Raw genomic sequence first — 22,578 nt, forward strand, 5'->3', positions numbered from 1 at the left:
GCGGCGAGTGTAATGATTCGCCAACAGCCCTACAGCGGCTTCAAGGTTACAAAATTACTGTAAAGCCCGTTTTTGTCGAACGCCGCAATCTGAAATTCATAATTACCTTCCAGGTTATTCAGGCTGTATTGCACCTGCCAGGGATCCTCAATACTGATATAGGTGTAATCTGCATCGCCTACTTTGCGATAGCGCAGTTCGTAACCTCCCAGTTCTGTGACATCCAGATAGTCCCCATTTTCACGATAGACCGGCACCTCCCAGCGAAAAATGGCTTGTCCTTGAACACTGCTGCTTGATGTCGAAGAAGATGTTTGGGTATTGGAGGGGGCGGATGAACTACTACTGGATGACACAGAAGAGGCACTGGAGGAAATAATGGCTGGTGCCGATGAGCTGCTGGATGAGATATTGGCCGTGCTGGAAGAACTGGATGAATTGGTGGTGGTGTTCGAAGGCAATGCGGCGGTGGAACTACCATCCAGGGTTTCCACTTTAAACCAGTTGATATTAAAGCCCGATCCACGCGCGAGAATATTGATACCAAATTTGTGGGTTCCGGCGGGTAACTGCACCTGGCGAGTTACATCGACCCATTTTTGGCTTCCGCCGGTTGCTGGCACAGGTACTAGATCGTATTGGGTGCTGCCGTCTGCCTCCTGGAACGCAAAGCTGCCACCACCACTGGTGCTGGCCACGCGATAGGTAATTTTGTAGGTGCCGGTTGCGGGGATATCCACCAGGGTGTTGGCATAAGTCATCCAGTCGGCATCGTGCAGCCAGCCCACGTTCAAGCCACCGCCGGTATCGCTGGTTTTTTCAGTTTGCACACCATACATGGTGTCGTAACTTTCAGCTTCAATTTTGGTGGGAAGTGGCAAGCCTTTTACATCCAGTTTGAACCAGTTGATGTTGAAGCCGACACCGCGATTCACAATGGTAATTCCAAAGGCGTGTTCACCCGCTGGTAGGTAAATCGTTTTTTCGACATCAACCCATTTTTGGGAGCCACCGGTATTGGGGACTTCAACAACGCCGTATTGCTTACTGCCATCGGCGGAGTGAAATGCAAAACTGCCGCCCGCCCCTGCACTGGCAAGCCGGAAGACTACTTTGTAATTGCCGCTGATTGGCGCGTTAATGACGGTATCGGAATAGGACATCCAGTCGTTGGCATGTACCCAACCAACATTTAAACCACCGCCGGTATCGCTGGTCTTTTCCGTTTGAATGCCATACATGGCAGTGTAGTTTTCGGCTTCGATTTGCAGAGGCAGCGAGTAGCTGGTTTTATTATTGGTGGGAGTGATTTGTGCGGCAGCGCCGGAACCCAGGGTCATCAGTGGCGCACAGAGTGTCATTGCCAGGGTCATTTTGCGCAGGATTCTCTGCCAGTTGAGGCTGCGTTTTAATTGCAGGCGAGTAATAAAGCCCAAGCCAATTAATACTTCCCCCAGTTGTGTCGCCTCTATTTGCGACGCTGTCGGCGTAAAGCCTTCGAGGGCTTTGCGCATCTCCTTTTGTTTACGGATGGCAATGTCCAACTGTTCCCTGGTGATAATTCCCTTATCAATCAGGATGTCACCAATTTTCACGGTGCTGTTCTTATCCATTGCAAAAACCTCCTCAATAACAGCGAGTCCATGCCAAATAATCTATGAGAAAAAGTGAGATAGCTGCATATGATCGCAAGCCGCGGCAGCAAACCAAACTAAGTCTAGAAGATATTGAATTCCCTGGGTGAATAAGGCGAAAAATAATTACGCTAACTGCTAATTTTTAGGAATAGTAAAAATTCGATTTATATTCTCCGCGCCAATTGGTTAAAAATTGACGCTATAAAAATGACGAAAAAAAGCAAAGTAACTAAAAAAAAATTTCTAATGAACAAATTTTATTCTTTCGTGCAGCTTGTGCAAGCTATAGGCAGTGTGCGATTTACAACAGTGATGCCAGTGCTTTCAAACCCTGTTCCAAACGCTCATCCCATTGGCGTGCACAGGAAATGCGCATGAAATGGCGATATTTTCCGGTGGCCGAAAACAGCGGGCCCGGCGCAATACTGACGCCTTTTTGCAGTGCACGCTGTGCGAGGTCAATGCTATCGACATCTTCGGGCAATTCGACCCAAAGTACAAAACCGCCCTGGGGTTGGGTCATGCGGGTCTCGGCAGGAAAGTAGCGCGTAATGGCTTCGCTCATACGCGCTACGGCACTGGCGTAGGTTAGGCGTATTTCGCGCAAATAGCGCTCGTAGCGGCCGCTTTCCAATAAATCCGCAACGGCCAATTGGGGCAGGCTGGCCGTGGCTATGCTGCTGACATATTTCAGCTGTTCAATGCGCCGGTGATGGCGACCACCGAGAATCCAGCCCACGCGCATACCGGGTGAGAGTGTTTTGGAGAAGGAGCCGCAACTGATGATATCGCTATTGGGGGAAAGTCCTTTACACAGCGACGGCCGCCGCACCTGGAATCCCAGGTCGCCATAGACATCATCTTCAATCAGGGTAACGCCGCGAGCATCGAGTAAATCGATCAGGGTGCGCTTGTGGGGATCAGACATGCAATAACCGATAGGGTTACTGAAGTTAGGTACCAGTACACAAGCTTTGATGGGCCAGCGATCCAGCGCAAATCCCAGGGTATCGACTGAGATACCCCGCTCCGGGTGAGAGGGTATCTCGACCGCTTTCAGGTTCAGGCTTTCCAGCACATGCCAGAGCCCGTAAAACGCCGGTGATTCTATGGCGACGGTATCGCCTGCCTGGGTGACTGCACGCAACGCCAGCATCAGCGCTTCCTGGCAGCCATTGGTAATTACCACCTCATGGGGCGATAACTGGCAACCGGCCTCTGCCAGGCGCCGTGCGATTTGCCGGCGCAACTCGGGAGCACCGGGGGGCATCATATAGTTGGCAACTGTGTGTCGTTGCTCGCGCAGTACCCGGCCAATAGCTCGCTCTACATCCCGGGTTGGCAGGAAACGAACCTCAGGTACTGCCGCTCCCAATTGCAATATGCCCGGTTCGTTAGCTGCTTTGATCATGGCCATTGCCAATTCCTGGCCGCTGATCTCGCAGGGACCTGTAGCACTGGTTTCAACCGGGGTATCAATACTGCGTGTCTGAGCCCAGGGGCGCACGTAAAACCCGGAGCGATCGCGCACATCGAGAAACCCCTTGTCTTCCAGTTGCCGATAGGCAGCCACCGCCGTGGCAACACTCACACCGCGCTGTTCGCTCAGGCTGCGTACACCGGGCAAACGCTCCCCGGCACGGTAGAGTCCGGCGTATATTTGCTCAACCAATTCATCGGCCAGTTGCTGGTAGCGGTAGTTCATGGATTGCCTGCTATCTGTATCTTGGATATGGATATATAAATAATCTGTACCATAGCTGGAGCTGTGGCGGCAATAGACTTCAAAAAATAAATAACTTATTGATTATTAAACAATAAAAAACAGTACAGATTGAAAAAGTGGCATAGGTACAGTTTTTATAGAAGTTTATCTGTATCTATTAAAAACATTTTTTCTGAATCTGTATCTATTGTGCTGTGTACACATAGACTGGGAGTTCCATCCTATCCCTGTGCAGAGAAATACCATGCTTGAAACCGCCTCCCTCCTGATGTTGGTCAGCTATGCGACGGTGATGAGTATCACCCCCGGTCCCAATAACCTGTTGCTAATGTCATCCGGCCTGCTCTTTGGCTTGCGCCGCACAGGTTGGCACATGGCAGGTATTACCCTGGGGGTCGTGGCGCTTATCGGGTCGGTGGGGGCAGGGCTGGGGGTTCTCTTCGCCTGGGAGCCGCGTTTGCAATGGGTACTCAAAATACTGGGCAGCCTTTACATGCTGTGGCTGGCTGCCAGGTTGTGGCACACCGATAATCTGGGGGAGGTAGCAGCGGTGAGTCCGGTTCGTTTTTGGGAGGCATGGGGATTTCAATTTATCAATCCCAAGGCCTGGTTAATGGCTACCACGGTTGTGGCGGTGTTTGTTCCGGATGGGCAGGGATACTGGTGGCGTTTGCTGCAGGTGAGTGCGATTTTTGGTGTAGTGGGGGCTCCCTGTATTTTTGTGTGGGCGGCCTCCGGCGCCGGTCTGCGGGCCTGGTTGGGTAGCCCTTGTGTTTTGTTGTGGGTTAATCGGGTGATGGCTGCGTTGGCAGCCATGACTGCGGGGTTATTTTGGGGGTGATGGTATTCATGGTGCGGGCATTATATTCGCCGGGAAATCATAAGGCCCGCCCAGGGTGGAGCCGGGATTAATTAGGTGTTTCGCCCGGCAACATCACCATCCAGCCAACACCAAACTGATCTGTGACCTGCCCATACAGCGGTGACCAGAAGGTTTGCATCAAGGGCATATCAACCTTGCCGCCCTGGCTGGCCAGGGCGGCAAAAATACGCTCAGCTTCATCGCGGGCAGGCACTGTAAGCGCCAAGCGGAAACCGCTAAAACTGGAGGCATCGTTACAGCCGTCCGATGCAAAAATGGCAATATTGCCAATACCGATTTCAGCGTGCATGACCTTGTTTTCAAAGCCGGCTTGCAACGTGCCTTCGGGCATGGGCTCGGGACTTTCGTTAAAGCGAATCAGGAATTTCACCTGCGCACCCAAATGCTGCTGGTAGAAATGAATAGCCTCGTCGCAGCGGCCGGAGAAAAACAGGTAGTTGTTCACTTTTACTTTTTGCATGGCAATTGCCTGGCGCAGGGCATCCTCCTGTTCGCGCACTTTGCCATCCGGGTCCATTTCTGCAAAATCGTCCATTGTGTAAAAAGTACGTATCTCGATATCGGACTCTTCCTCCATGGGGTTCGGGCATTGCTTTACCCATTCCAGAGCTTCTTCCAGGGAGCTGACATTCCAGATCCAATAACCGGCAATCAGTTCATGGGTTTCGATAAAGGGGCCGGTGGTGACTATGCGTTCATCGCCGCGAAACCTGACCCTGATGCCCTCGCTGCTCGGTTTTAAGCCATCGCCGGATTCCATAATGCCAGCCTTGACTAACTCCTCATTAAAGTTGCCCATGGCAGTTAACAGGGCCTCGCTGGGCATTTTGCCCGCTTCGGAACTGGGGGATGCTTTCACGATAACCATAACTTTCATCATTTTTCTCCTTTGTTGGGGATGGGGAGTGTTGTGGGGTGTTCATACTATCGAGTCGTTGCAAGCCTAGTCGTTGCAGCAAAGGATAAATCGACAACACTCCATTAATTTTTTAAGAAAAGTGCCATGGGGTAAAAATGTATTGTTTCCCCTCCCGGGATTTGTCAGGGCTGTCATGGGAACACCTGGTTTAAATGTTATTGATTATTAATTGTATTTGATATTGAATTTCATTCGTGGTAATTTCCCGCTTGTTGGCATATTAATCATCAAGACGGGGAACTGTCCCATGAACAATCTCTTTAGACTTTCACTCCTGGTGTTATCGCTGTTTTCTATAGTTTCAATACCAGCCCAAGCCCATACCCCCTACCTGGCACCTGCAAGTTTTGAACCTCTGCGTGAAGGCTGGGTTACCCTTGACGCCTCTTTCGCTGAAGAATTTTTCGTACCTGAAGTGGTATTTGATAATAGTGAATATGCGGTCCGGGATGCAGAAGGCAGGTGGGGTAAGCCTGCTACAGTGCAATTGTTCAAGACCCGTGCGGTCATTGAACATCAGTTGGATCAGAAAGGTACTTATCGTTTTAGCACGGGTGTTCGGCACGGAGCCGTATTTCGTCTGTATGAATTGAACGGGGAGCGCCGCGGAACTCGCGATCCTAATGAAACCCTGCCTAAAGGGGCGAAACTCCTTGACCATTTCCAATCCGTTACATTGGCAGAAGCCTACATCACCCTGAAAACCCCCACGCAAGCGGCATTGAAACCTTATAACAACGGCTTGGAAGTAGTGCCGACAACACACCCCAATGATGTGTATCACGGTGAAGATTTCCGTGTACAAGTGTTGTTTGATGGTAAGCCACTGGCCGGGCAGGAGTTGCATGTCTTTATTGCCAATGATGGGCAAAGCGATGAAAAACCTGCGCTTGTAGCCAAGACTGATCAGCAAGGGTTTACTGACCTGAAATTGCCTCGCGTCGCGGTGTACTTACTGCAGACCCGCTATCGTCATGCTGCACCAAAAGAAGCTCCCGCGCCCAATTACAGTTACACCTATACACTGGTGTTTAATGTGGCTGAACAATAATTCATGTGGAAATCGCAAGCTATGAAAATATTAAAAACACTCGGTATTTTTATTATTGTTGCTGTGGTGGGTTGTGAATCAACAACACCTGCAAAAAATACAGACGCAGTTAAGGCACAAAAACCGATGGAGCGTGTTGCCGGCCATGGCACTAGTGAGGCGGACAGGAAGGAATATATTGCAGAGCATGATGTGAATGCGGATGGCAGTGTAAGCCGTGCCGAAGTTGAAGCGTTCCGCAAATCCCGGTTTAACAGCGGGGATACAAACCAAAATGGTGTATTGGATGAAAATGAATATATTGATGAGTTTATGGGGCGATTGGATCAGCAAATTGCTGACGAGCGAAAAAGTCACATAAAGCAAACGCATATCCGCTTTAAATCACTCGATAAAAATAATAATGGCCTGATTAGTTGGGAAGAGTATCAAGCGTCAGGTGATCGGGCATTTGCCCATCTGGATAAACAAAATACGGGACGTGTGGTGGCGCAGGGTGATGAACGGCAAACCCGGGGGGCACGGTCAGTATTATCCATGCCGACATCTCATTCGGTGAGTGGCTTTCTGGCGCTTTACGACGAAAATGCTGATGGTGTGGTGACGCGGGAAGAATTCGATTCACATCGTAAACAGGCTTTCATTGCAACAGATCTGGATAAGGATGGGGCATTGAATTTCAATGAATATTTGCTGGAATTTGAAGGTCGCCTGGAGCAACAGGCAAAACGTATTCGGGATCAGCAACGCAAGCAGGCACATGTACGTTTTGGCGTCCTGGATAAAAATAAAAGCGGTGCGATCGAATGGGATGAATACCTGGCGATGGGATTGAGTGGGTTTGATCGCTGGGATGTAAACAGGGATGGCCTGGTTTCGGCAGCTGATCCACTACCCAAAAATGAAAACTGGCGAAGTGATAGGGATTCTCGTAAGAAAAAATCGGAATAAATTCATCAATCGCTGGCAGATTTAAAACGAGGCGTATCATGGAGGCTATGCCAGGGAATAACACTCCCCCTCTCAGTAATGAAGGGGGATTTTTTTGGCTCATTAATGATACTGATTATCATTAATATTTGTGTGTATGTCTCATCAATAGAATTGGCGTGTAGGAGCGTGTAATGAAACATCGATTCCCTGAATTATGTTCAATCCGGCGGTCGTCCGGCAGGTTAATCCCTTTAGTGCTGATGATCACCATGATCAACAATGCCAACGCGCAGGACAAGCCGGATGAACCACGAAAGGTGCTCAATAAAGTAACGGTGGAAGCTGCAGCTATCCAGTCGACTACAGAAAATACCCAAGTGACGTCGAGTGAGGACATCGAGGATAACCAGGTACGTAATCTGGATGATTTGGTGCGTTATATTCCAGGTGTTGCTGTAGATGATATAGGGCGCTTCGGCAGTAATGGCTTTAACATTCGCGGCATGGATGGTGACCGCGTTGCCATTACGGTTGATGGCCTGAGTTTGGGGGAAACCTTGAACCCGGCAAGCTATGCCCCTTATGAGTTTTTCAGCAGTGGGCGTGGAGGCGTGGATATCGATGCGATGAAGGCCGTTGAAATTGTGAAGGGTGCCGACTCTATTTCAGCGGGAAGTGGTGCGCTGGGTGGCGCAGTGATGTTTGTCACCAAAGATCCGGCTGATTATTTAAACCCCAGCGGCAACGATACCCATTTCGGACTTAAGTTTGGTTACTCCAGTGCCAACGATGAAGCGCTTGCTACAGCGACTCTGGCGAATCGTACAGGCAATTGGGAATCCCTGCTGGTTTATACCGCGCGCGAAGGCCATGAAACGGAATCATTCTTTTCGGGTTCCCGTCCTGATATTTCCGGAACTGCGCGCGAAATTCCCGACCCCGTGGATTATGATAACGATAATGTGCTGTTCAAGCTTTATTACCGTCCTGCAGATGGCCATCGTCTGGGTTTTGTTGCGGAAAAATACAATTCCAATATTGAGCTGGATAATCAGACACGCCTTAATGATTCCTATTTAATGCGCACCACCGATGATAAAACAGAGCGTGAACGCTATGGGGTGAATTATTTATGGCAAGCCGATAATGCCTTGTTTGATGAGCTGGATTGGCGCTACGACTATCAGACCGCTTACACCCTTGGGCATACACTTATGGTTGTGCCCACCGGTTGCCCTGCCGGTGCAAACTCACCCGCAGTTGCGCCATGCAACCGTACCGAGCATCGCGATTATGATCAGGAAATCCATAAGACGGTATTGCACCTGGATAAGACCATTGCAAACCATACACTGGGTTATGGGGTGAGTATTGAAGAAAAAAGTGTGACCTATGCCGATGTCAAAACGCGCTATGTGGGCACTACCTCGGAAGTTGGTGTCGGTTGGCCACAGTTAGGCGGTGATTTTGTGCCAGACACAGACGTGGGGTCATACGGTATTTATGTACGCGATCAAATTAGCCTTGTAGACAATCGTTTGTTGGTCAATACGGGCGTACGTTTTGATCATTATAAGTATTCACCATCATTGAATAATTCACAGTTTAACGATAATTCCGGCACTGTGAACGATGTGACCTTTTCATCACCTACCTGGCAATTGGGAGCAAGCTGGAACCTCACCGCGCAGCATATATTATGGGTGCAAACCGGTTCTGGTTTCCGCGCACCTACAGTAGAGAATATGTATTTCTCACCATCGACAGCTATTGCTACTGAAGTCAGTAGTGGTCAGCAGGTGGATTTATGGAATACAGTTTCCAACCCGGATCTGGAAGCGGAAGAAAGTCGCAATATTGAAATCGGCTATCGCTGGCACGGTAATAGCCATGTCTTCGGCATATCCACCTATCGCAACGACTACAGTAATTTTATTGATTACAACACCTTTATACGCAATGCCGATGTGGAGTACCAGACTTGTAATACTGCGGGTACCGTTTGTAATAATTTCTTCGGCGACGAATACGACTCACTGGATAATATTGGTGAAGTGACTGTAAAAGGCATTGAAGTGGAAGGGCTGTGGGCGATCACTGAACAAGTTCGTCTGCGTTTCGCTTATGCCTGGAGTGAAGGTGAAGAAAAAGATGGAACACCGCTACAAAGTATTGTACCTGCATCCGGTATTATTGGTCTGGGTTATGATGCACCGAATGGACGTTGGGCTGTGGAAACCAATGTGGTGTTTGCTGATGGCAAGGATAAAAAGGATGCAACAGCGGTTGATCCTGTTAATTTCACCCAGATACCGGAGGATTATTTTACGGATTATGGTGATTACACCCTGGTGGACCTACAGGCGCGCTACAACATTACACAAAATCTGAAACTCAATGTTGGTGTATATAACCTTTTTGATGAGGAATATATTCGTTGGCAGCGTATTCGTTTTGTTAACCAGGGCTCAGCCGCTGGTGGTGCACGTGGTGGTGTGAGTGAAGATGGCATTCACCGCTACACTGAACCAGGCCGTAATTACCGTCTGACGTTGGCTTATACATTTTAAAGAGCACCTTCAGGTAAAAAGTAAAAGGTCTGTGAGGACCTTTTACTTTTGCGGTCGATAAGCACAGGTGTTTTAAGCTATTCAACGAGGATGGGAAGACGCTATATTCCTCGAAGCGGCATCTGTTGGCTTTTATCAACCGAAGCGACGCAGGGTTCAGCGTCCCTTTTTTCAGGGGCTGTTATTTCAATGTCAGGCCACCTTGCATAATCGCATTGTGACCTGGGAATGAACAAAAGAATGAGTAGGACACGCCTGCCTGGAGTTTGCTAACCGGGAAGGTTGTTGATGTACTTTCTCCTCCACCAATAATTGCTGTTGATGCGATGATCCTTTCATCGTCCGGTTTGAGATAATGGTTATCCAGTCCCGCAGCCATGCCATCGGTAGTAATAGCTTGTTTATCATCTGCTTTACTTAATACCCAGTTATGCCCCATGACATTTTTGGGGAGTTTTCCGGTATGTGTCAGGTTGACGGTGAATGTTTTGCAGGCACTGTTGACTGTAATGGATTTGGTGTCAAATTGCATGGCATCGTTGGAAGTAATAGTAATGCTGCAATCTTCTGCCAATGCAGGTATTGTCAGTGTGGAGAATAAAAAAGTTAATGCCAAGTGTTTCATTTTCATAATGTAACCTCCATACAGGATTGAATAAAAAGTGTTAATCGGCTGTTCTTCCCAATTGTTTTAATGCTGTTAGTCTGATGATATAGCTGATTTTAAATAGGGCTGGAAAAATAATCATACCCACATGAAGCATTACCTGGACTGGTATAGTTAACACGGTGTGCCTATTGTAGGCAACATAAAAAATCGACAGCGATAGTACAGATGTGATTGCCATTGCCCAGTGGGCAGACACCAATAATGTTTTTGGGTTCATAAGTCAGACCTGTGAATGTCAATGATTAACGTCATTGAATCATTAATAGGGTACATAAAGTGTTGGCATTCATGATGGCATTATTTCAAGTAGATATTGGTCACCCATTAAAAACGATTCAAATAAAGATCAGCCTGCTGCATAAGGTCGGTTATCGTGGCTGCGGCGCTTTTAATGTGCTTCACACTGCCACAGCCCTGGCCACAGTAAAGTGCCATGGATGCAAGATCGCCCACAGCGCCTGTTAGTGGTGAATCAGTTGAAAAAGAATAGATGGGGGCTCCATCCTGTGTGCCGATGGGTACTTCCGGGGTTGCCTTATAGTGGTGGGTGGCAGTTTCAGTGATACTGTTTTTTAGCACGCGAACAGCAGCACGTATGGGCCAATTCCGCTGGAAGTCATAGCAGAGCGTTGTGTCACTTGCTGTTGCTGAAATAATTTTTTCTTTGTGGAAGTCATGTGCATTTGATTCTGTTGTGGTTAAAAAAAGTGTTCCACAGCTAATCCCTTGTGCACCCAAAGCAAGGGCTGCAACCAGGGCTTCTCCTGTCGTAATACCGCCAGAGGCGATAACCGGTACAGCACTGAGCGCACATATTTCCGGCAATAGGCCAAACAGTGCTGTTTCTCCACGCACATGCCCTCCTGCTTCAATACCTTGAACAATTAACATATCTGCACCAGCTTCCAGTGCATTCTCTGCATCACGTCGACTACCCACCTGATGAATAACGTGTATGCCATTGTTGCGGCACTGTTCGATCGTTTTTTTATCTACATCCCAAAACAGCACAATATGTCGAATTTCCAGTGCAATACATTCTGCAATTTGATGGGATAACAACACCGGGTCTGTGGCCGCAGGAATGAGATTAACTGCAAAAGGCTTGTCGCTGAGGGAGCGGTAAAGGTTTACTTCCTTACGAATAAACTCTGGCCGCTCACGCACCATGCCAAGACAGCCAAATCCTCCGGCATTGCTTACAGATGCTGCCAATTGGTGCCTTGCAACACCTCCCATCCCCGCACAGAGAATAGGAAATTTACAACCCAATATATCGGTTAATGGTGTGTATAACGCAGGATGGTACATATTTTTCCACAATAGTTGTTATTAAAACCAGATGACATCATCGCCGTTTAACCTTGCATGAATAATGGCATGCAGATCGGTTGATTGGATATTTTGTTTTAATTCTGTTGCTTTGATTCCTCGCTGCTGCAATGAAAAAATATCGGCATAAATTGTAATGGCGCTCGCCAGGAGTTCATCGAAACAGGGAAGATGTGCATTTTTAATGGCGGGAGTGATACCGTTCTGAACTAAAAATACCGAGACGCCATTGCCCTGCTGTGAAAGCTTGGTGATGTGTATGAAATAGTCATTGGCGGAACTGTTGGTAAAAGGATCTTGAGTCGTCACAAAAAAATAACGCTGCACCGGGTTTCCCCTCAAGGTCACACATCTGAACGGTTATGTGTGGAATCAATAGAGCATTAGGCGTGCTTCCACATGCCAAACAACGTATTGGCGAGATACAGGTTTTCATCTTATTGATTAAAAACTCTATTGAATAATGAATTTAAATGCACTTTAATATCAAAAATTTTGGTATTAAACGATGGATATTGAATTAGCAAAGACATTTCTGGATATTGTGCGTTCCGGCAGCCTCATCGCTACCGCTGAGCGCTTACATGTCACACAAACCGCCGTTACTGCCCGCGTTAAAAGCCTTGAATCACAACTGGGGTGTCAATTATTGGTACGTAATCGTGCAGGAGCCTCGTTGACCCCGGAGGGAGAACGCTTTGTCAGCTATGCCTCGCAGATTGTGCAACTGTGGGAGAATGCAAAATACGATGTGCCCTTGCCCGAGGCAAAGACGGATACCGTCGCTATTGGCGGAGAGATGGCCTTATGGAGTCCTCTGCTACTGAACTGGATTGCTGATTTGCGGACCTTTTTTGAGTCATTGGCGATTCATGTGGAAACGGGGATGGCCAGTTCACTCATCGATCGCGTGCATAATGGTGTCCTGGATATTGCAGTTGTATATCGACCCGAATACCTTCCCGGTTTAAAGATAGAGCAGTTGCTGGAAGAGAAGCTGGTTATGGTATCTGCGGTGTCTCCTGAGCCTTATATCTATGTTGATTGGGGGCCAGCTTACGAAAAACAGCATGATGCTGTATTTCCTGGTAAACGCAGGGCAGGGTTGTCGATTGATTTTGGTTTGCTGGCACTGGAATACTTGCTTCAAAATTCAGGTACCGGTTATTTCCGCGCGCGTGTAGTGCAGCGTTATATTGAAGAAAAAAAGCTATTTCCGGTCCCCAATGCTCCTGAATTTACTTACCCCATATTCGCCATTTATCGCGATAGTGATAAGGCTGAAACGGTACGGTTGGCCATCCAGAGCTTACGCACTATTGCCCGGCAAAAAATTGTCTGGCGGTAAGTCTGGAGGGGCATCGGCTTATTGCCGATGACAATTGGCAAGCCATATCCATAATATGGTTATCATTTTGCAAAATGTGAGTATTGCATCGCAGCTGGACGGGGGGGGCTTGGCGTAGGAGATGGCCTGTAGTAGGGGGATTATTGTGTGCCAGCCTGAACAAGAGGGGAAAAATGATGGGGCAATCATTGCTCATTCACTGCAGGCGTGTTTATGATCCATTATTGATGGATGGCGCCTATCGAGTGCTGGTGGATCGAGTCTGGCCCCGTGGTATCAGGAAGCAGACATTGATGTTGGATGAATGGTGTCGTGAGCTGGCGCCTTCGCCAGACTTGCGTACCTGGTTTGGGCATGATCCCAAGCGTTGGAGGGCCTTTTGTGAGCGCTACTATAAGGAATTGGAGGCATCCCATAACGATATTCGCCAGTTATTGGATCATTGTGGCTCAAGGCCACTCCTGTTGCTGTATGGAGCGCGGGATACCGAGCACAACAATGCGAAAGCACTACAGGCGTTTATTGAGGCTTCCTTTTTTTAGGCCGTCCAATATATTCTCTGGTATTGCTTAATACTTATTCTAATATGTCGATACAGACTGGGTGGTTTTGGCCGTACCACCTTAATTAAATAATAAAACCTAACCGGCATGGCGATAGGGGCAGGCTGAGATTCGTGGAGATACCAAGTTGCTATTTCAGACCATTCATACCAGTGGAACCACCATTTATTTCGTTTTCTTTATCCTGTTTTACTGGATAAGTCACATCCCCAGGACTAACCCCGGTGCTGGCTGGTGGGCATGTGCGATTCTGAGTGCTGCCATTGCACGCCTGCTTTTATTGATATTGTCGAACAACGGTGATATCCAATTAACTATTTTTTCTTATTCTACCTTTCTCATTTTAGAGAAAATATTTTTGGTGATTGGCATAAGTCGATTCCTGAAAGTAAACCTCTGGAATCATTGGGTATTTTACCTTGCCGGAATCTGTAGCTGTTGGATGTTGCTCGCCTGGTACACCGCTATGCCATTATGGATTTACAGTATTGGCCTTGCGGTATTCAATGTTGTGGTGTTGGGTTTTGTGACTGTGGTTTGTTTTATAAAACGGAACGAGGTATCACAGCGACTAATGCTGGTAGTTTCTGTTGTATGCGGATTGTTAGTTTTACATTGGGCAACATTTCCGTCGATTTTCTTTTTTCCAACCTGGAAGGTGATTGGGTTTGGTGTTGGGACACTACTTGTGTTGGTACAATACCTGGGGCTCCTGGCGAGTGTCCTTTTGCAGTTTCAAAAAAGGTTGTTGGATGCCGAAGAAAAGGCGCTTGAACTGGCCTACCGTGATCCTTTGACCGGACTCAATAACAAACACTATCTCAGCAACTTGTTTGAGCAAGCATTATTGCTGGCCACGCGTCCTCATCAGTTGCTCGCCGTTATCTACATTGATCTGGATAATTTCAAACCTATCAATGATAGTGCTGGCCATAAGACCGGGGATGAGGTGTTAAAAGAGGTTGCCAAACGCCTTAAAGAGTATACGCGCAGTACCGATATCAGCGCGCGTATCGGTGGTGATGAATTTATTGTTATTGCAACGCAGCTTGATCATATTGATCAAATCAACACGATTGCCAATAAATTACTTCAACAACTTACTCGTGAAATTCAGGTAGACGATAATACTTATGTATTGGGTGCCAGCATCGGTATTAGTTTTTACCCGGCTCATGGCGATAATCTTGCTTCGTTAATAGAGGCAGCAGATGAAGCGATGTATCACGTTAAGCGTAGTGGTAAAAATGGATATGTTGTTTATGGGGAAAATATGAGTCTGAAGGAATAGTTGCTTGAATAACTGACATTTTTTATGAATGAGAATATTGATCTGTTCCAGGCTCTAGCCTCATTTCTTGTCAGTGTGTTGTATCTTGATCATCTGACCATTTTTGCATCACGTCTCAGTATTGCGGCATGTGTATAGTATGGTTATAAACTCACACCCCAGTGAGTCCCTTACCGAGTATTTGATACCCCCTTATGTACATCTGAGAAATACTGGATGTTGGGGTACATCACAGAACAGCATGGACTGGCAGGCAATAAAAAACCCGCGTGGTTAGCGGGTTTCAGGACTATCTTGGATTTTGTTGGATCTTAAGTTGGTGGACTTCGAGGGAAATGCCTCGAATGAACTCTTTGAAACTCTTGAAGACTGGAACCATCAACTCAAACACCTTTCGCCTAAGCCGTAGGTGTCGCCATGGATCATTCAAGCGATACCGCAACGCCGCCATTGGCGGCGGATTTCCGTGCTGTGGCCGAGGGGAAAGCCGCCAAGAAGGGCAAACAACGCAAGACACCGCCACCGTTCTCCCTGCGCCTGACGTTCGAGGAGCGAGCGCAATTAGAGCGGGAGGCCGGGGATATGCCCCTTGGGGCCTATATCCGCTCCCGGCTGTTCAATACGGCCACCGCTCCCCGTAAGCGGGAGCGACGGCCTGTTAAGGATTATCAGGTCTTGGCCAAGGTGCTGGGTGAACTGGGGCGTTCCCGGCTCGCCAATAACCTGAACCAGCTTGCCAAGGCAGCTAATTCCGGCTCCCTGCCCGTAACCCCGGACACCGAACGGGAACTGCGCGTGACCTGTGAGGCCGTTCAGGCGATCCGCTATGACCTGATAGAAGCCCTTGGGCTTCATGCGGAGGATACGCCATGATCCTCAAAGCCAGCCAGCGCGGGGGCAGCAAACAGCTTGCCCTCCATCTGCTCAAGACCGAGGAGAACGAGCATGTCCATGTGCATGAATTGCGGGGCTTCATGGCCGAAGACCTGCAATCGGCCTTTCAGGAAATCCATGCGATTAGCCGGGGCACCCGCGCCCGGCAATTCCTGTTCTCCTTAAGCATGAACCCACCACAGCAGGAAAATGTTCCTGACCATGTGTTTGAAACCGCGATTGAGGACATTGAACAAAAACTGGGACTGGACGGCCAGCCCCGTGCGGTGGTGTTCCATGAGAAGGAAGGCCGCCGCCATGCGCATGTCGTCTGGTCGCGGATCGACACTGAGAAGATGAAGGCAATCAACCTCCCGCATTACAAACTGAAACTGCGGGATATCGCCAAACAGCTTTACCTTGAAAACGGCTGGCAGATGCCACGGGGTTTTGCGGACAGGCTTGAACGCGCCCCGGCCACCTTCTCCTTGAGCGAATGGCAACAGGCCAAGCGCGGCGGCCACGATCCCAAGGCATTAAAGCGGATGTTTCAGGAATGCTGGGCCATGGCTGATTCACGGGACAGCTTTGCCCAAGCCCTGAAAGAACGGGGCTACACGCTGGCCCGTGGCGACCGTCGCGGTTTTGTGGCGGTGGATTTCCGGGGGGAAGTCTATGCCGTTGGCAAATATTCCGGCATGAAAGCCAAAGAGGTCAAAGGGCACCTTGGGGATGAAAAAGAGCTGCCGTCCGTCGATCAGGTCAAGCAAGCGAACGCCGCCCGGATAACGGTAATGCTGCGGCAACATATCCAGACCCTTGAGGAACGCCAAAAGCGAGAATCCCGTATCCTTCAACAACGCCGGAAAGAAACCGTCCAGAAACAACGGGAACAACGCGACCAACTGCAAAAAGCCCAGCAAGCCCGCTGGCAAAAGGAGTCCCATGATCGCGCAAGACGGTTTTCAACCGGGATGCGTGGCCTCTGGGACTGGATGACAGGAAAGTCTGCCAAAACCCGTAACTACAATGAGCAAGAGGCTTTGCTAAACCGTCAACGTGACCGCGCCGAACGGGAACGCATGATATTCAAACAACTTGAAGACCGCCGTTTACTGCATCAGGAAATCCAACGGCTCAAGCAGGAACACACCAAGCAGATTGCGGAACTGCACCGGGATATTGCCGAATATCATGATCGGTCGGCTTCAAACGCGGCTGATTTGAAGGGGCATTTTAAACAGGCGCAAAAGGGGCGGGAAAAGGCTGCTGGCCGTGATCAGGGCTGGGGGCGAGAGTTGGAGCGGTAATGAAAAGTGTTCTTGAGTCGCAAGTAAGAAACCAGAGGGAACATTCTGGCTCTATAGAGCAAACTGAATAATGGATATTGTGAGGTCGTATTGATCCGCAAAAACAGTTATTTCTTCACTGGGCTCTTTAAACCAAACACCCGGCCCATGCTTCATTCCTTTTTTAGCTTTTTCTATGTCGAAATCAGCAGGGCGAGCCGCTATTGAGTTGGCAGGAACTTCTATTGGTGGGGACGAAGCAGTTCTATAGAAAATTCCTGAACTAAACGCTGACTTACTGGGTTTTGCCCATAATATAAAGCCGCTTCTTGAAACAACAACAATAGCTCTTTTGCTTGTGTAATCAATCCAACGAATTAATGCTGCCAACAGGGAAACCGCATATCGTTGAGTAACGACGTCCATCATTTCCATTGTAATTTTTATATTATCGGGAATTTGTCGGCGATAATCATCCAAGGGCATTAATAGATTGGCAGCAAAAACATTAGCCTGATGCTCTATCTGGCCTAACTCCGAATCCCAGCGGACTAAATCACTTTCACTGCACTGGATTCCATTTGGATATCTCACCCGATGAATCAAGTAATGACCAAATTCGTGTGCTAGCGTGAAATTGATGCGCCCTTTTGATTGAAAGCTATTGTTAAAAAAAATTGCCCATCCTTTTTGGCCAGAAGGATCTTTAAATAAAGCGCCCTCAAATCCCGGAATATTTTTGCCTTGTATCTCTGTTATAGGATCATCACGATACATCTGTAATGAGAGTTCCTTGGCGACCTCTTGAACATTAATTGGAAAATGTTCTGGCCCCAAAACGGTATTGAGAATATGTGTAATATTAAAAGCCCAGCGAGCAGGACTCAGTTCTTCGCTCATTTGTTTTCGAGCCACTTTTCCATCATTGCTTTCAACATGGCTTTAGATGCCGGGTCCATTTTTTGATAGTTCCGATAAAAAAGTGCATCTTCAGCATTTTCTTGAGTTTGATCGGAATCCTCATCAATTAGAAATCCGAGTGTCACGCCTAAAGCATCTGCAATTTTCGATAGTTTATCTGCCGATGGTCTTGGCGGCGCCTTATTTTCTAGTTCCCATATATACGATTTGCTGGAGTCAGATAATTCTGCCAGCTTGTCGAGGGTATATCCCCTCTGGTCACGTAATTGCTTAATTTTTGTACCTAATGCGGTAGGCATGGCTAGGGTGCTCCAGTAATAAACTTTATAAGTTCAGAATAGCGGCAAAAAATAGGCTTGACTACCGAATATTCCCGGAGCATTATGTTCGCTGTTCCGAACAGAAATTGCCGCTATTCCGGTCGTCCTGTTAGGGGCAGGGTCAAAAGTCGAAGCAATCAACGGCATATTGGAGGAATCTCATGTCGAAGAATAAAGGTCTTACACCGGGGACATCAGCCCCCAAATCCGGACAGTATCAAATTATAGGCCCCAAAGGCGGGAAAGGAGCAGAGCGCACGGTAGTCAAAGGTGAGCCCTTGCCCCCTACGCCTACGAAGGGTTCTACTTATACTTTGGTCGATCCGACTAAGCATTAAGCGTCATCAAATCATAATACCCTTCCCGTGAGGGAGGGGTATTCTAACAAAAAGGTACTTTGATATGAGCTATTTGGTTTTCTGCACATTTGATCTAAAAAACGCCAGCAGCCAAGACTACAAGAATGTCTATTCGGATCTGGATAAATTGGGGCTAAAAAAAATCGTCAAGTCCGGTAATGGAGGAGATGCAGTAATTCCCACTACGTCTGTGATGGGCGAGTTTAATGGCACAAGTGCAGAATCTGTAAGAGATCATGTGAGATCACAAGTCAAACAAGCGATTTCGAACAGAGGGTTAAAATCCGAAATTTTTTTGATTGCAAGTGGTGATTGGGCGTGGGTTGGCACAACTACATAGTGCTGCCTAGATAACGCCTGATCTCGATGAGTGCTCCCCCTACATCTCCCATGGGAGGCAAAGTTCCATATACTAACTCAGAAAATACTCCCGTATATACGGTCTCAAGTTCGGGCTGCCATGCTGAAAAATTGTGGAAAATAGGCGCGTCTTTTAATGGGGTTTGCAAGTGCTCTGCATTTTCAAAAAAGCCATTTTGTTCATCCGCTATACAAGCAGAACATAGAGAGTGAAATTCTTCGGTAGCTAAAAAATTCTTATATTTATCGACCTGTAAAATTTTGCAGATGTCATAAAGGTGACGAATTCTATTCGACAGCCTTCCTACAGGGTCTGTGTGATAACTATCCTTGATGACACCAAGAAGCTTTTCCACTAGCGTCCGCTTGATTGACAGAACGTTGACTGGAAAGCTTTTTAAATCATACAGATCAGTCAAATCTGTTCGACCCAAGGAGTCCAACACGTCAGCAATCAATGTCTGTATGGACATTACCTCAAAAGGCTCTGGCCTTGTGAAAGCATTCACTTCAATCAAAAGCTCCGGCGATGCTTGTCCAAAGCTGTCACCATCAATGCTGCGAGGGTATTGATAAACCGTTCTGCGGAAAGATGAGCCTTTGGATACGCGAGGATCGTCAATTGCTACCAGCCCTGTGGACGCAGACTGCTCAACTCTTTTCAGAAGCTGCTTGCGTTGGTTATCCGTAATGACACCCGTCAATACAGCCAGGTCAACGTCCTCTGAAAATCGATGGATCAACTTGTAGGCCTTGGAAAGTGAAGTGCCTCCCTTGAATACGGCAGAATCAGCGAAAGGGGATTTTGATAGGTTTTTCAGGGCACTCGTTACCCAATAATCTTTTTCGACGTAAATTTGCGGCAACCCAATTTGTTGGGCTGCTTCACTGACTAATTCGGAAAAGGCCTCCGTGTCCTCGTGCAATCTCATTATTGAATGTTCCAGTCTTTGGCGGCAGGCCAGAGTTTTATATTGAGGGCTAATTTATATGTTGTCGTAGGATTCAGAGTTGTTTTCAAGAGCTTTTTCTCATCCCATTTGAGGGTGGTGGCAAGCAACCCAAGCAATGCCCGGACTTGTGGATTGTAGTATTCCACTGCAAATTGAACCAGCCTCTGACGATCACTTATATCAAGCTTGGCCAGCTTTTCTTTCATGGCTCGAATTGACTGATTGATATCAGCATCAGGGATTCTTTTTACGTCTCGCAATACATCCAAATACTGGAAAAGAGGGACATTCTCCTCGCTGACAGGCAAGCGAGTGATAACCGTTTTGATGCTTATTGTGCCAAAGTTTTTTTCCTGACGCCCACCGTTGACCGCAATAGTCACCGTGCGGGGCATTTGTGTCGTAAGCCCTAAACGATTGAAGAGCGCCAGCCCGGTGATATACCCCCGTAGGCAACCGTTCTTATACAGGACAGAGCGGATCAACTCGTCATCCGATGGCCTGCGCTGTCCCAACAGCCCCTTTTTAGGGATGTAAAACTTTCCTTTCGATAGGCGTTGAAGGGATTTATCGGCAACCAAACGATTCACCGCTTTGATGACGGCCAAAGGGGCCTGCGGATATTCAGGCAATTCCTGATACCCAAAGACCTGCCCAGCAGGCATGTCGCTGACACGGTTTTGAATAGTTTGTGCAATGCTCATAAATAGACCTCTTCATATTTAGGTTGCATCCACCTATCCATAATGTCAAGTTTTTAATGATAAAAACATGACATATAGACCGAATAATAAAACGCAAGCAGCACAAAACCCTAGAAACCACACAACGCAATAACCTAGAAACGGCTTATTCAGCCCCTCCCCCGATGGTGCTCCGGGGACAGCGGAAATCTCCCCGGTCGCGATCCAACCGCGATGAGGTTGGCGCTCATCCAATCCGCGCAGGGTTGGCCGATGGGGATGCAAGGGCGGCAGCAGGAATGCCCTCTGCTCGATGGGGTTCCAAGGGGAGAGCCGAATTCGCCCCTTGGTCATGGGGTGTCGGGGCAGCATGAAAGCTCCCTGACTGGTGATGCAACGGCCAGACGTTGACACTGGCGCAGATGGCTTAATGCCTGAATGCGCCAGTATGCAGGGGGTATCCAACAGGGGGCGGCACGCCCCCTTTGGCAAGAGGTGTTGTAGTACAACACACATCTTGCGATCAGCAGATCGGGCTTTTCAGGCTGTGTAGTACATCCGCTTATGTTTGTTGATGTCCGACAAAGGTAAAGAGTGCCCCATAATCACCAGCATCGGCAGAACGCAGGGCTTGGATATACTGATTACGCCTGTCATTCATTTGCTGTAGATCATAACCACCAGCCCAGTCTATCGCCGGATGGCCATATTTTTCATGGAGAACCACATCGGCCATGATCCGGGAAAACCGTCCGTTGCCATTCGGGAAGGGATGGATAAAGACCAGTTTATGGTGCAGACGCGCCGCCAACTCCAACGGAGCAAACGTGTCATTTTCCACCCAATACTGCGCATTATCCAAAAGCTGGCGAAGCTGGACACCAATCTGAACAGGATCAATGCCAATGTTTTTCTCGGTACGGCGATAGGTTCCCGCCCATTGCCAGACCTCACCAAAAAGCCGCTTATGCAGGGTGCGGACAAACTGGTCATCCAGTACCTCGCCTTTCCGGCCCCGCTTGAGCCAGAGAAGACCGGACTCAATATTTGCCTGTTCCAGATGGTCAAGCTCTCCCCGCGTCGAGACATGGGGGAATTTCAGCCCCGCCAATTCATCAGGATCTAAAGGGGTCGCTCCATCCGGGTATTCAATAATGTCCGGCATCAGTCATTCCATAGGTCAGTAAAATGTTCTTTCAGATAGTCCTGCTGTAGCCGCTTGATTTCGTATTCGATCTGCTCCGATGACAGCGATTGCGACTCCAGGGCCATGTGCTTGTTGGTACGGTTTACGATATCCAGTGCTTTTTTTCGAGCCTGGGCATCAAGAATGTCTTCTAACTGTTTTTCTGGAACGATGGCATAGACAAAGCGGCAACCAAGCCCTTCCGCCATTTGCTGCATATTTTTTAGGGTTACACCGCCGACAAGCTCCGCCTTTTCAGTGTTGGATATGGCAGCCCGTGTCACACCCAGCCGCCGCGCCAACTGCGCACCAGACATGCCGAGGGCTTTTCTGACCGTGCGAATCCAGCCCTCTTTAGGCATAGCAAGATTGCCCGCCGCGCTGGCGGCATTGTTCACGCGCTTCTGATACTGGGCGATAACGATATTCTTGATGCTCATTGTAAATCCATAGCTATACTAATTCTGTTTGTTTGTATATTAATAGATATACAGTTACTCAAGAAATGTCAATTAATAGATTGACATGTGAGCCTGTACCACCCTCACGGGGTAATGTCACATAGGGCGAACGGCACACCCAACAGCCTTAAAAACAGCCAATCCTCCCATCCCATACAACTGTATTACAACCGCATAAAGGCTGGATTTGTCCAGTGCCGCTTTGCTATGCCTCCGTCTTGAATAGCGATAATTAAGATTGACAGCCGCT

The 22,578-nt window shown here is 48.1% G+C and carries 22 protein-coding genes; 10 read left to right on the top strand and 12 right to left on the bottom strand.

The window, feature by feature from the left end; translation table 11 throughout:
• Positions 1-29: 29 nt before the first annotated feature.
• Together CJA_RS18565 and CJA_RS05850 are read right to left on the bottom strand one after the other, a co-directional pair.
• Positions 30-1,613: a carbohydrate-binding protein gene (locus CJA_RS18565; protein WP_012486838.1), complete on the bottom strand. Its 1,584-nt coding sequence runs from the start codon at positions 1,611-1,613 to the stop codon at positions 30-32.
• Between the two features lie 325 nt (positions 1,614-1,938).
• Positions 1,939-3,342, bottom strand: a complete 1,404-nt coding sequence (locus CJA_RS05850; RefSeq protein ID WP_012486839.1) for an aminotransferase-like domain-containing protein — start codon at positions 3,340-3,342, stop codon at positions 1,939-1,941.
• 265 nt (positions 3,343-3,607) lie between these two features.
• On the opposite strand from CJA_RS05850, the gene CJA_RS05855 reads away from it, so the two are divergent.
• Complete coding sequence (locus tag CJA_RS05855; RefSeq protein WP_012486840.1) at positions 3,608-4,204, top strand: LysE family translocator; 597 nt, start codon at positions 3,608-3,610, stop codon at positions 4,202-4,204.
• 67 nt (positions 4,205-4,271) lie between these two features.
• Here CJA_RS05855 and CJA_RS05860 read toward each other — a convergent pair whose 3' ends face one another.
• A complete protein-coding gene (locus CJA_RS05860) occupies positions 4,272-5,126 on the bottom strand; it encodes a YciI family protein (RefSeq protein ID WP_238526831.1) in 855 nt (284 codons plus the stop codon).
• A gap of 286 nt (positions 5,127-5,412) precedes the next feature.
• On the opposite strand from CJA_RS05860, the gene CJA_RS05865 reads away from it, so the two are divergent.
• The 3 genes from CJA_RS05865 to CJA_RS05875 all read left to right on the top strand — a co-directional run bounded on the left by CJA_RS05865 (position 5,413) and on the right by CJA_RS05875 (position 9,719).
• Positions 5,413-6,216, top strand: coding sequence for a DUF4198 domain-containing protein (locus CJA_RS05865; RefSeq protein ID WP_041551168.1), 804 nt, complete (start codon positions 5,413-5,415; stop codon positions 6,214-6,216).
• Positions 6,217-6,237: 21 nt separating this feature from the next.
• Positions 6,238-7,167, top strand: coding sequence for an EF-hand domain-containing protein (locus tag CJA_RS18570; RefSeq protein ID WP_049765407.1), 930 nt, complete (start codon positions 6,238-6,240; stop codon positions 7,165-7,167).
• Between the two features lie 251 nt (positions 7,168-7,418).
• Complete coding sequence (locus tag CJA_RS05875; RefSeq protein WP_158304054.1) at positions 7,419-9,719, top strand: TonB-dependent hemoglobin/transferrin/lactoferrin family receptor; 2,301 nt, start codon at positions 7,419-7,421, stop codon at positions 9,717-9,719.
• A gap of 181 nt (positions 9,720-9,900) precedes the next feature.
• On the opposite strand, the gene azu is transcribed toward CJA_RS05875, so the two are convergent.
• From azu to CJA_RS05890, 3 genes are all read right to left on the bottom strand, one after another.
• On the bottom strand, positions 9,901-10,350 hold the full coding sequence (gene azu / locus CJA_RS05880; protein ID WP_012486845.1) for an azurin: 450 nt from the start codon (positions 10,348-10,350) through the stop codon (positions 9,901-9,903).
• A gap of 363 nt (positions 10,351-10,713) precedes the next feature.
• Positions 10,714-11,700 (bottom strand): NAD(P)H-dependent flavin oxidoreductase, encoded by a 987-nt coding sequence (locus tag CJA_RS05885; RefSeq protein ID WP_041551171.1) that lies wholly within the window; start codon positions 11,698-11,700, stop codon positions 10,714-10,716.
• Between the two features lie 21 nt (positions 11,701-11,721).
• Positions 11,722-12,048: a DsrE family protein gene (locus tag CJA_RS05890; protein WP_012486847.1), complete on the bottom strand. Its 327-nt coding sequence runs from the start codon at positions 12,046-12,048 to the stop codon at positions 11,722-11,724.
• 181 nt (positions 12,049-12,229) lie between these two features.
• On the opposite strand from CJA_RS05890, the gene CJA_RS05895 reads away from it, so the two are divergent.
• The 5 genes from CJA_RS05895 to CJA_RS05915 all read left to right on the top strand — a co-directional run bounded on the left by CJA_RS05895 (position 12,230) and on the right by CJA_RS05915 (position 17,106).
• Positions 12,230-13,069 (top strand): LysR family transcriptional regulator, encoded by an 840-nt coding sequence (locus CJA_RS05895; RefSeq protein ID WP_012486848.1) that lies wholly within the window; start codon positions 12,230-12,232, stop codon positions 13,067-13,069.
• A 173-nt stretch (positions 13,070-13,242) separates the two neighbouring features.
• Positions 13,243-13,611 carry a DUF488 domain-containing protein gene (locus CJA_RS05900; RefSeq protein WP_085953154.1) on the top strand — a complete coding sequence of 123 codons (369 nt, stop codon included), beginning with the start codon at positions 13,243-13,245 and terminating at the stop codon, positions 13,609-13,611.
• 148 nt (positions 13,612-13,759) lie between these two features.
• Positions 13,760-14,923 carry a GGDEF domain-containing protein gene (locus CJA_RS05905; RefSeq protein ID WP_012486850.1) on the top strand — a complete coding sequence of 388 codons (1,164 nt, stop codon included), beginning with the start codon at positions 13,760-13,762 and terminating at the stop codon, positions 14,921-14,923.
• A 417-nt stretch (positions 14,924-15,340) separates the two neighbouring features.
• Positions 15,341-15,796 carry a plasmid mobilization relaxosome protein MobC gene (gene mobC, locus CJA_RS05910; RefSeq protein WP_012486852.1) on the top strand — a complete coding sequence of 152 codons (456 nt, stop codon included), beginning with the start codon at positions 15,341-15,343 and terminating at the stop codon, positions 15,794-15,796.
• Positions 15,793-17,106: a relaxase/mobilization nuclease domain-containing protein gene (locus tag CJA_RS05915; protein WP_041551173.1), complete on the top strand. Its 1,314-nt coding sequence runs from the start codon at positions 15,793-15,795 to the stop codon at positions 17,104-17,106. The genes mobC and CJA_RS05915 overlap by 4 nt, the downstream gene beginning before the upstream one ends.
• A 51-nt stretch (positions 17,107-17,157) precedes the next feature.
• Here the strand turns inward: CJA_RS05915 and CJA_RS05920 are convergent, their stop codons facing one another.
• Together CJA_RS05920 and CJA_RS05925 are read right to left on the bottom strand one after the other, a co-directional pair.
• A complete protein-coding gene (locus CJA_RS05920; protein WP_041551175.1) occupies positions 17,158-17,985 on the bottom strand; it encodes an ImmA/IrrE family metallo-endopeptidase in 828 nt (275 codons plus the stop codon).
• Entirely contained in the window at positions 17,982-18,305 is a 324-nt protein-coding gene (locus CJA_RS05925) for a helix-turn-helix domain-containing protein (protein WP_012486855.1), read from the bottom strand. The genes CJA_RS05920 and CJA_RS05925 overlap by 4 nt, the downstream gene beginning before the upstream one ends.
• Positions 18,306-18,728: 423 nt before the next feature.
• Between CJA_RS05925 and CJA_RS05930 the strand changes: the two genes are divergently transcribed.
• Positions 18,729-19,025: a hypothetical protein gene (locus CJA_RS05930; protein WP_041551177.1), complete on the top strand. Its 297-nt coding sequence runs from the start codon at positions 18,729-18,731 to the stop codon at positions 19,023-19,025.
• Here the strand turns inward: CJA_RS05930 and CJA_RS05935 are convergent.
• The 4 genes from CJA_RS05935 to CJA_RS05950 all read right to left on the bottom strand — a co-directional run bounded on the left by CJA_RS05935 (position 19,018) and on the right by CJA_RS05950 (position 22,307).
• Positions 19,018-19,977: a nucleotidyl transferase AbiEii/AbiGii toxin family protein gene (locus CJA_RS05935; RefSeq protein WP_012486856.1), complete on the bottom strand. Its 960-nt coding sequence runs from the start codon at positions 19,975-19,977 to the stop codon at positions 19,018-19,020. The genes CJA_RS05930 and CJA_RS05935 overlap by 8 nt on opposite strands.
• Entirely contained in the window at positions 19,977-20,702 is a 726-nt protein-coding gene (locus tag CJA_RS05940; protein ID WP_012486857.1) for a DUF6088 family protein, read from the bottom strand. The genes CJA_RS05935 and CJA_RS05940 overlap by 1 nt, the downstream gene beginning before the upstream one ends.
• Before the next feature lie 541 nt (positions 20,703-21,243).
• A complete protein-coding gene (locus tag CJA_RS05945; RefSeq protein ID WP_012486858.1) occupies positions 21,244-21,846 on the bottom strand; it encodes a mobile mystery protein B in 603 nt (200 codons plus the stop codon).
• Positions 21,846-22,307, bottom strand: a complete 462-nt coding sequence (locus CJA_RS05950; RefSeq protein WP_012486859.1) for a mobile mystery protein A — start codon at positions 22,305-22,307, stop codon at positions 21,846-21,848. Before CJA_RS05950 ends, CJA_RS05945 begins: the two co-directional genes overlap by 1 nt.
• Positions 22,308-22,578: the final 271 nt, after the last annotated feature.

Source organism: Cellvibrio japonicus Ueda107 (assembly GCF_000019225.1).
Lineage (GTDB): Bacteria > Pseudomonadota > Gammaproteobacteria > Pseudomonadales > Cellvibrionaceae > Cellvibrio > Cellvibrio japonicus.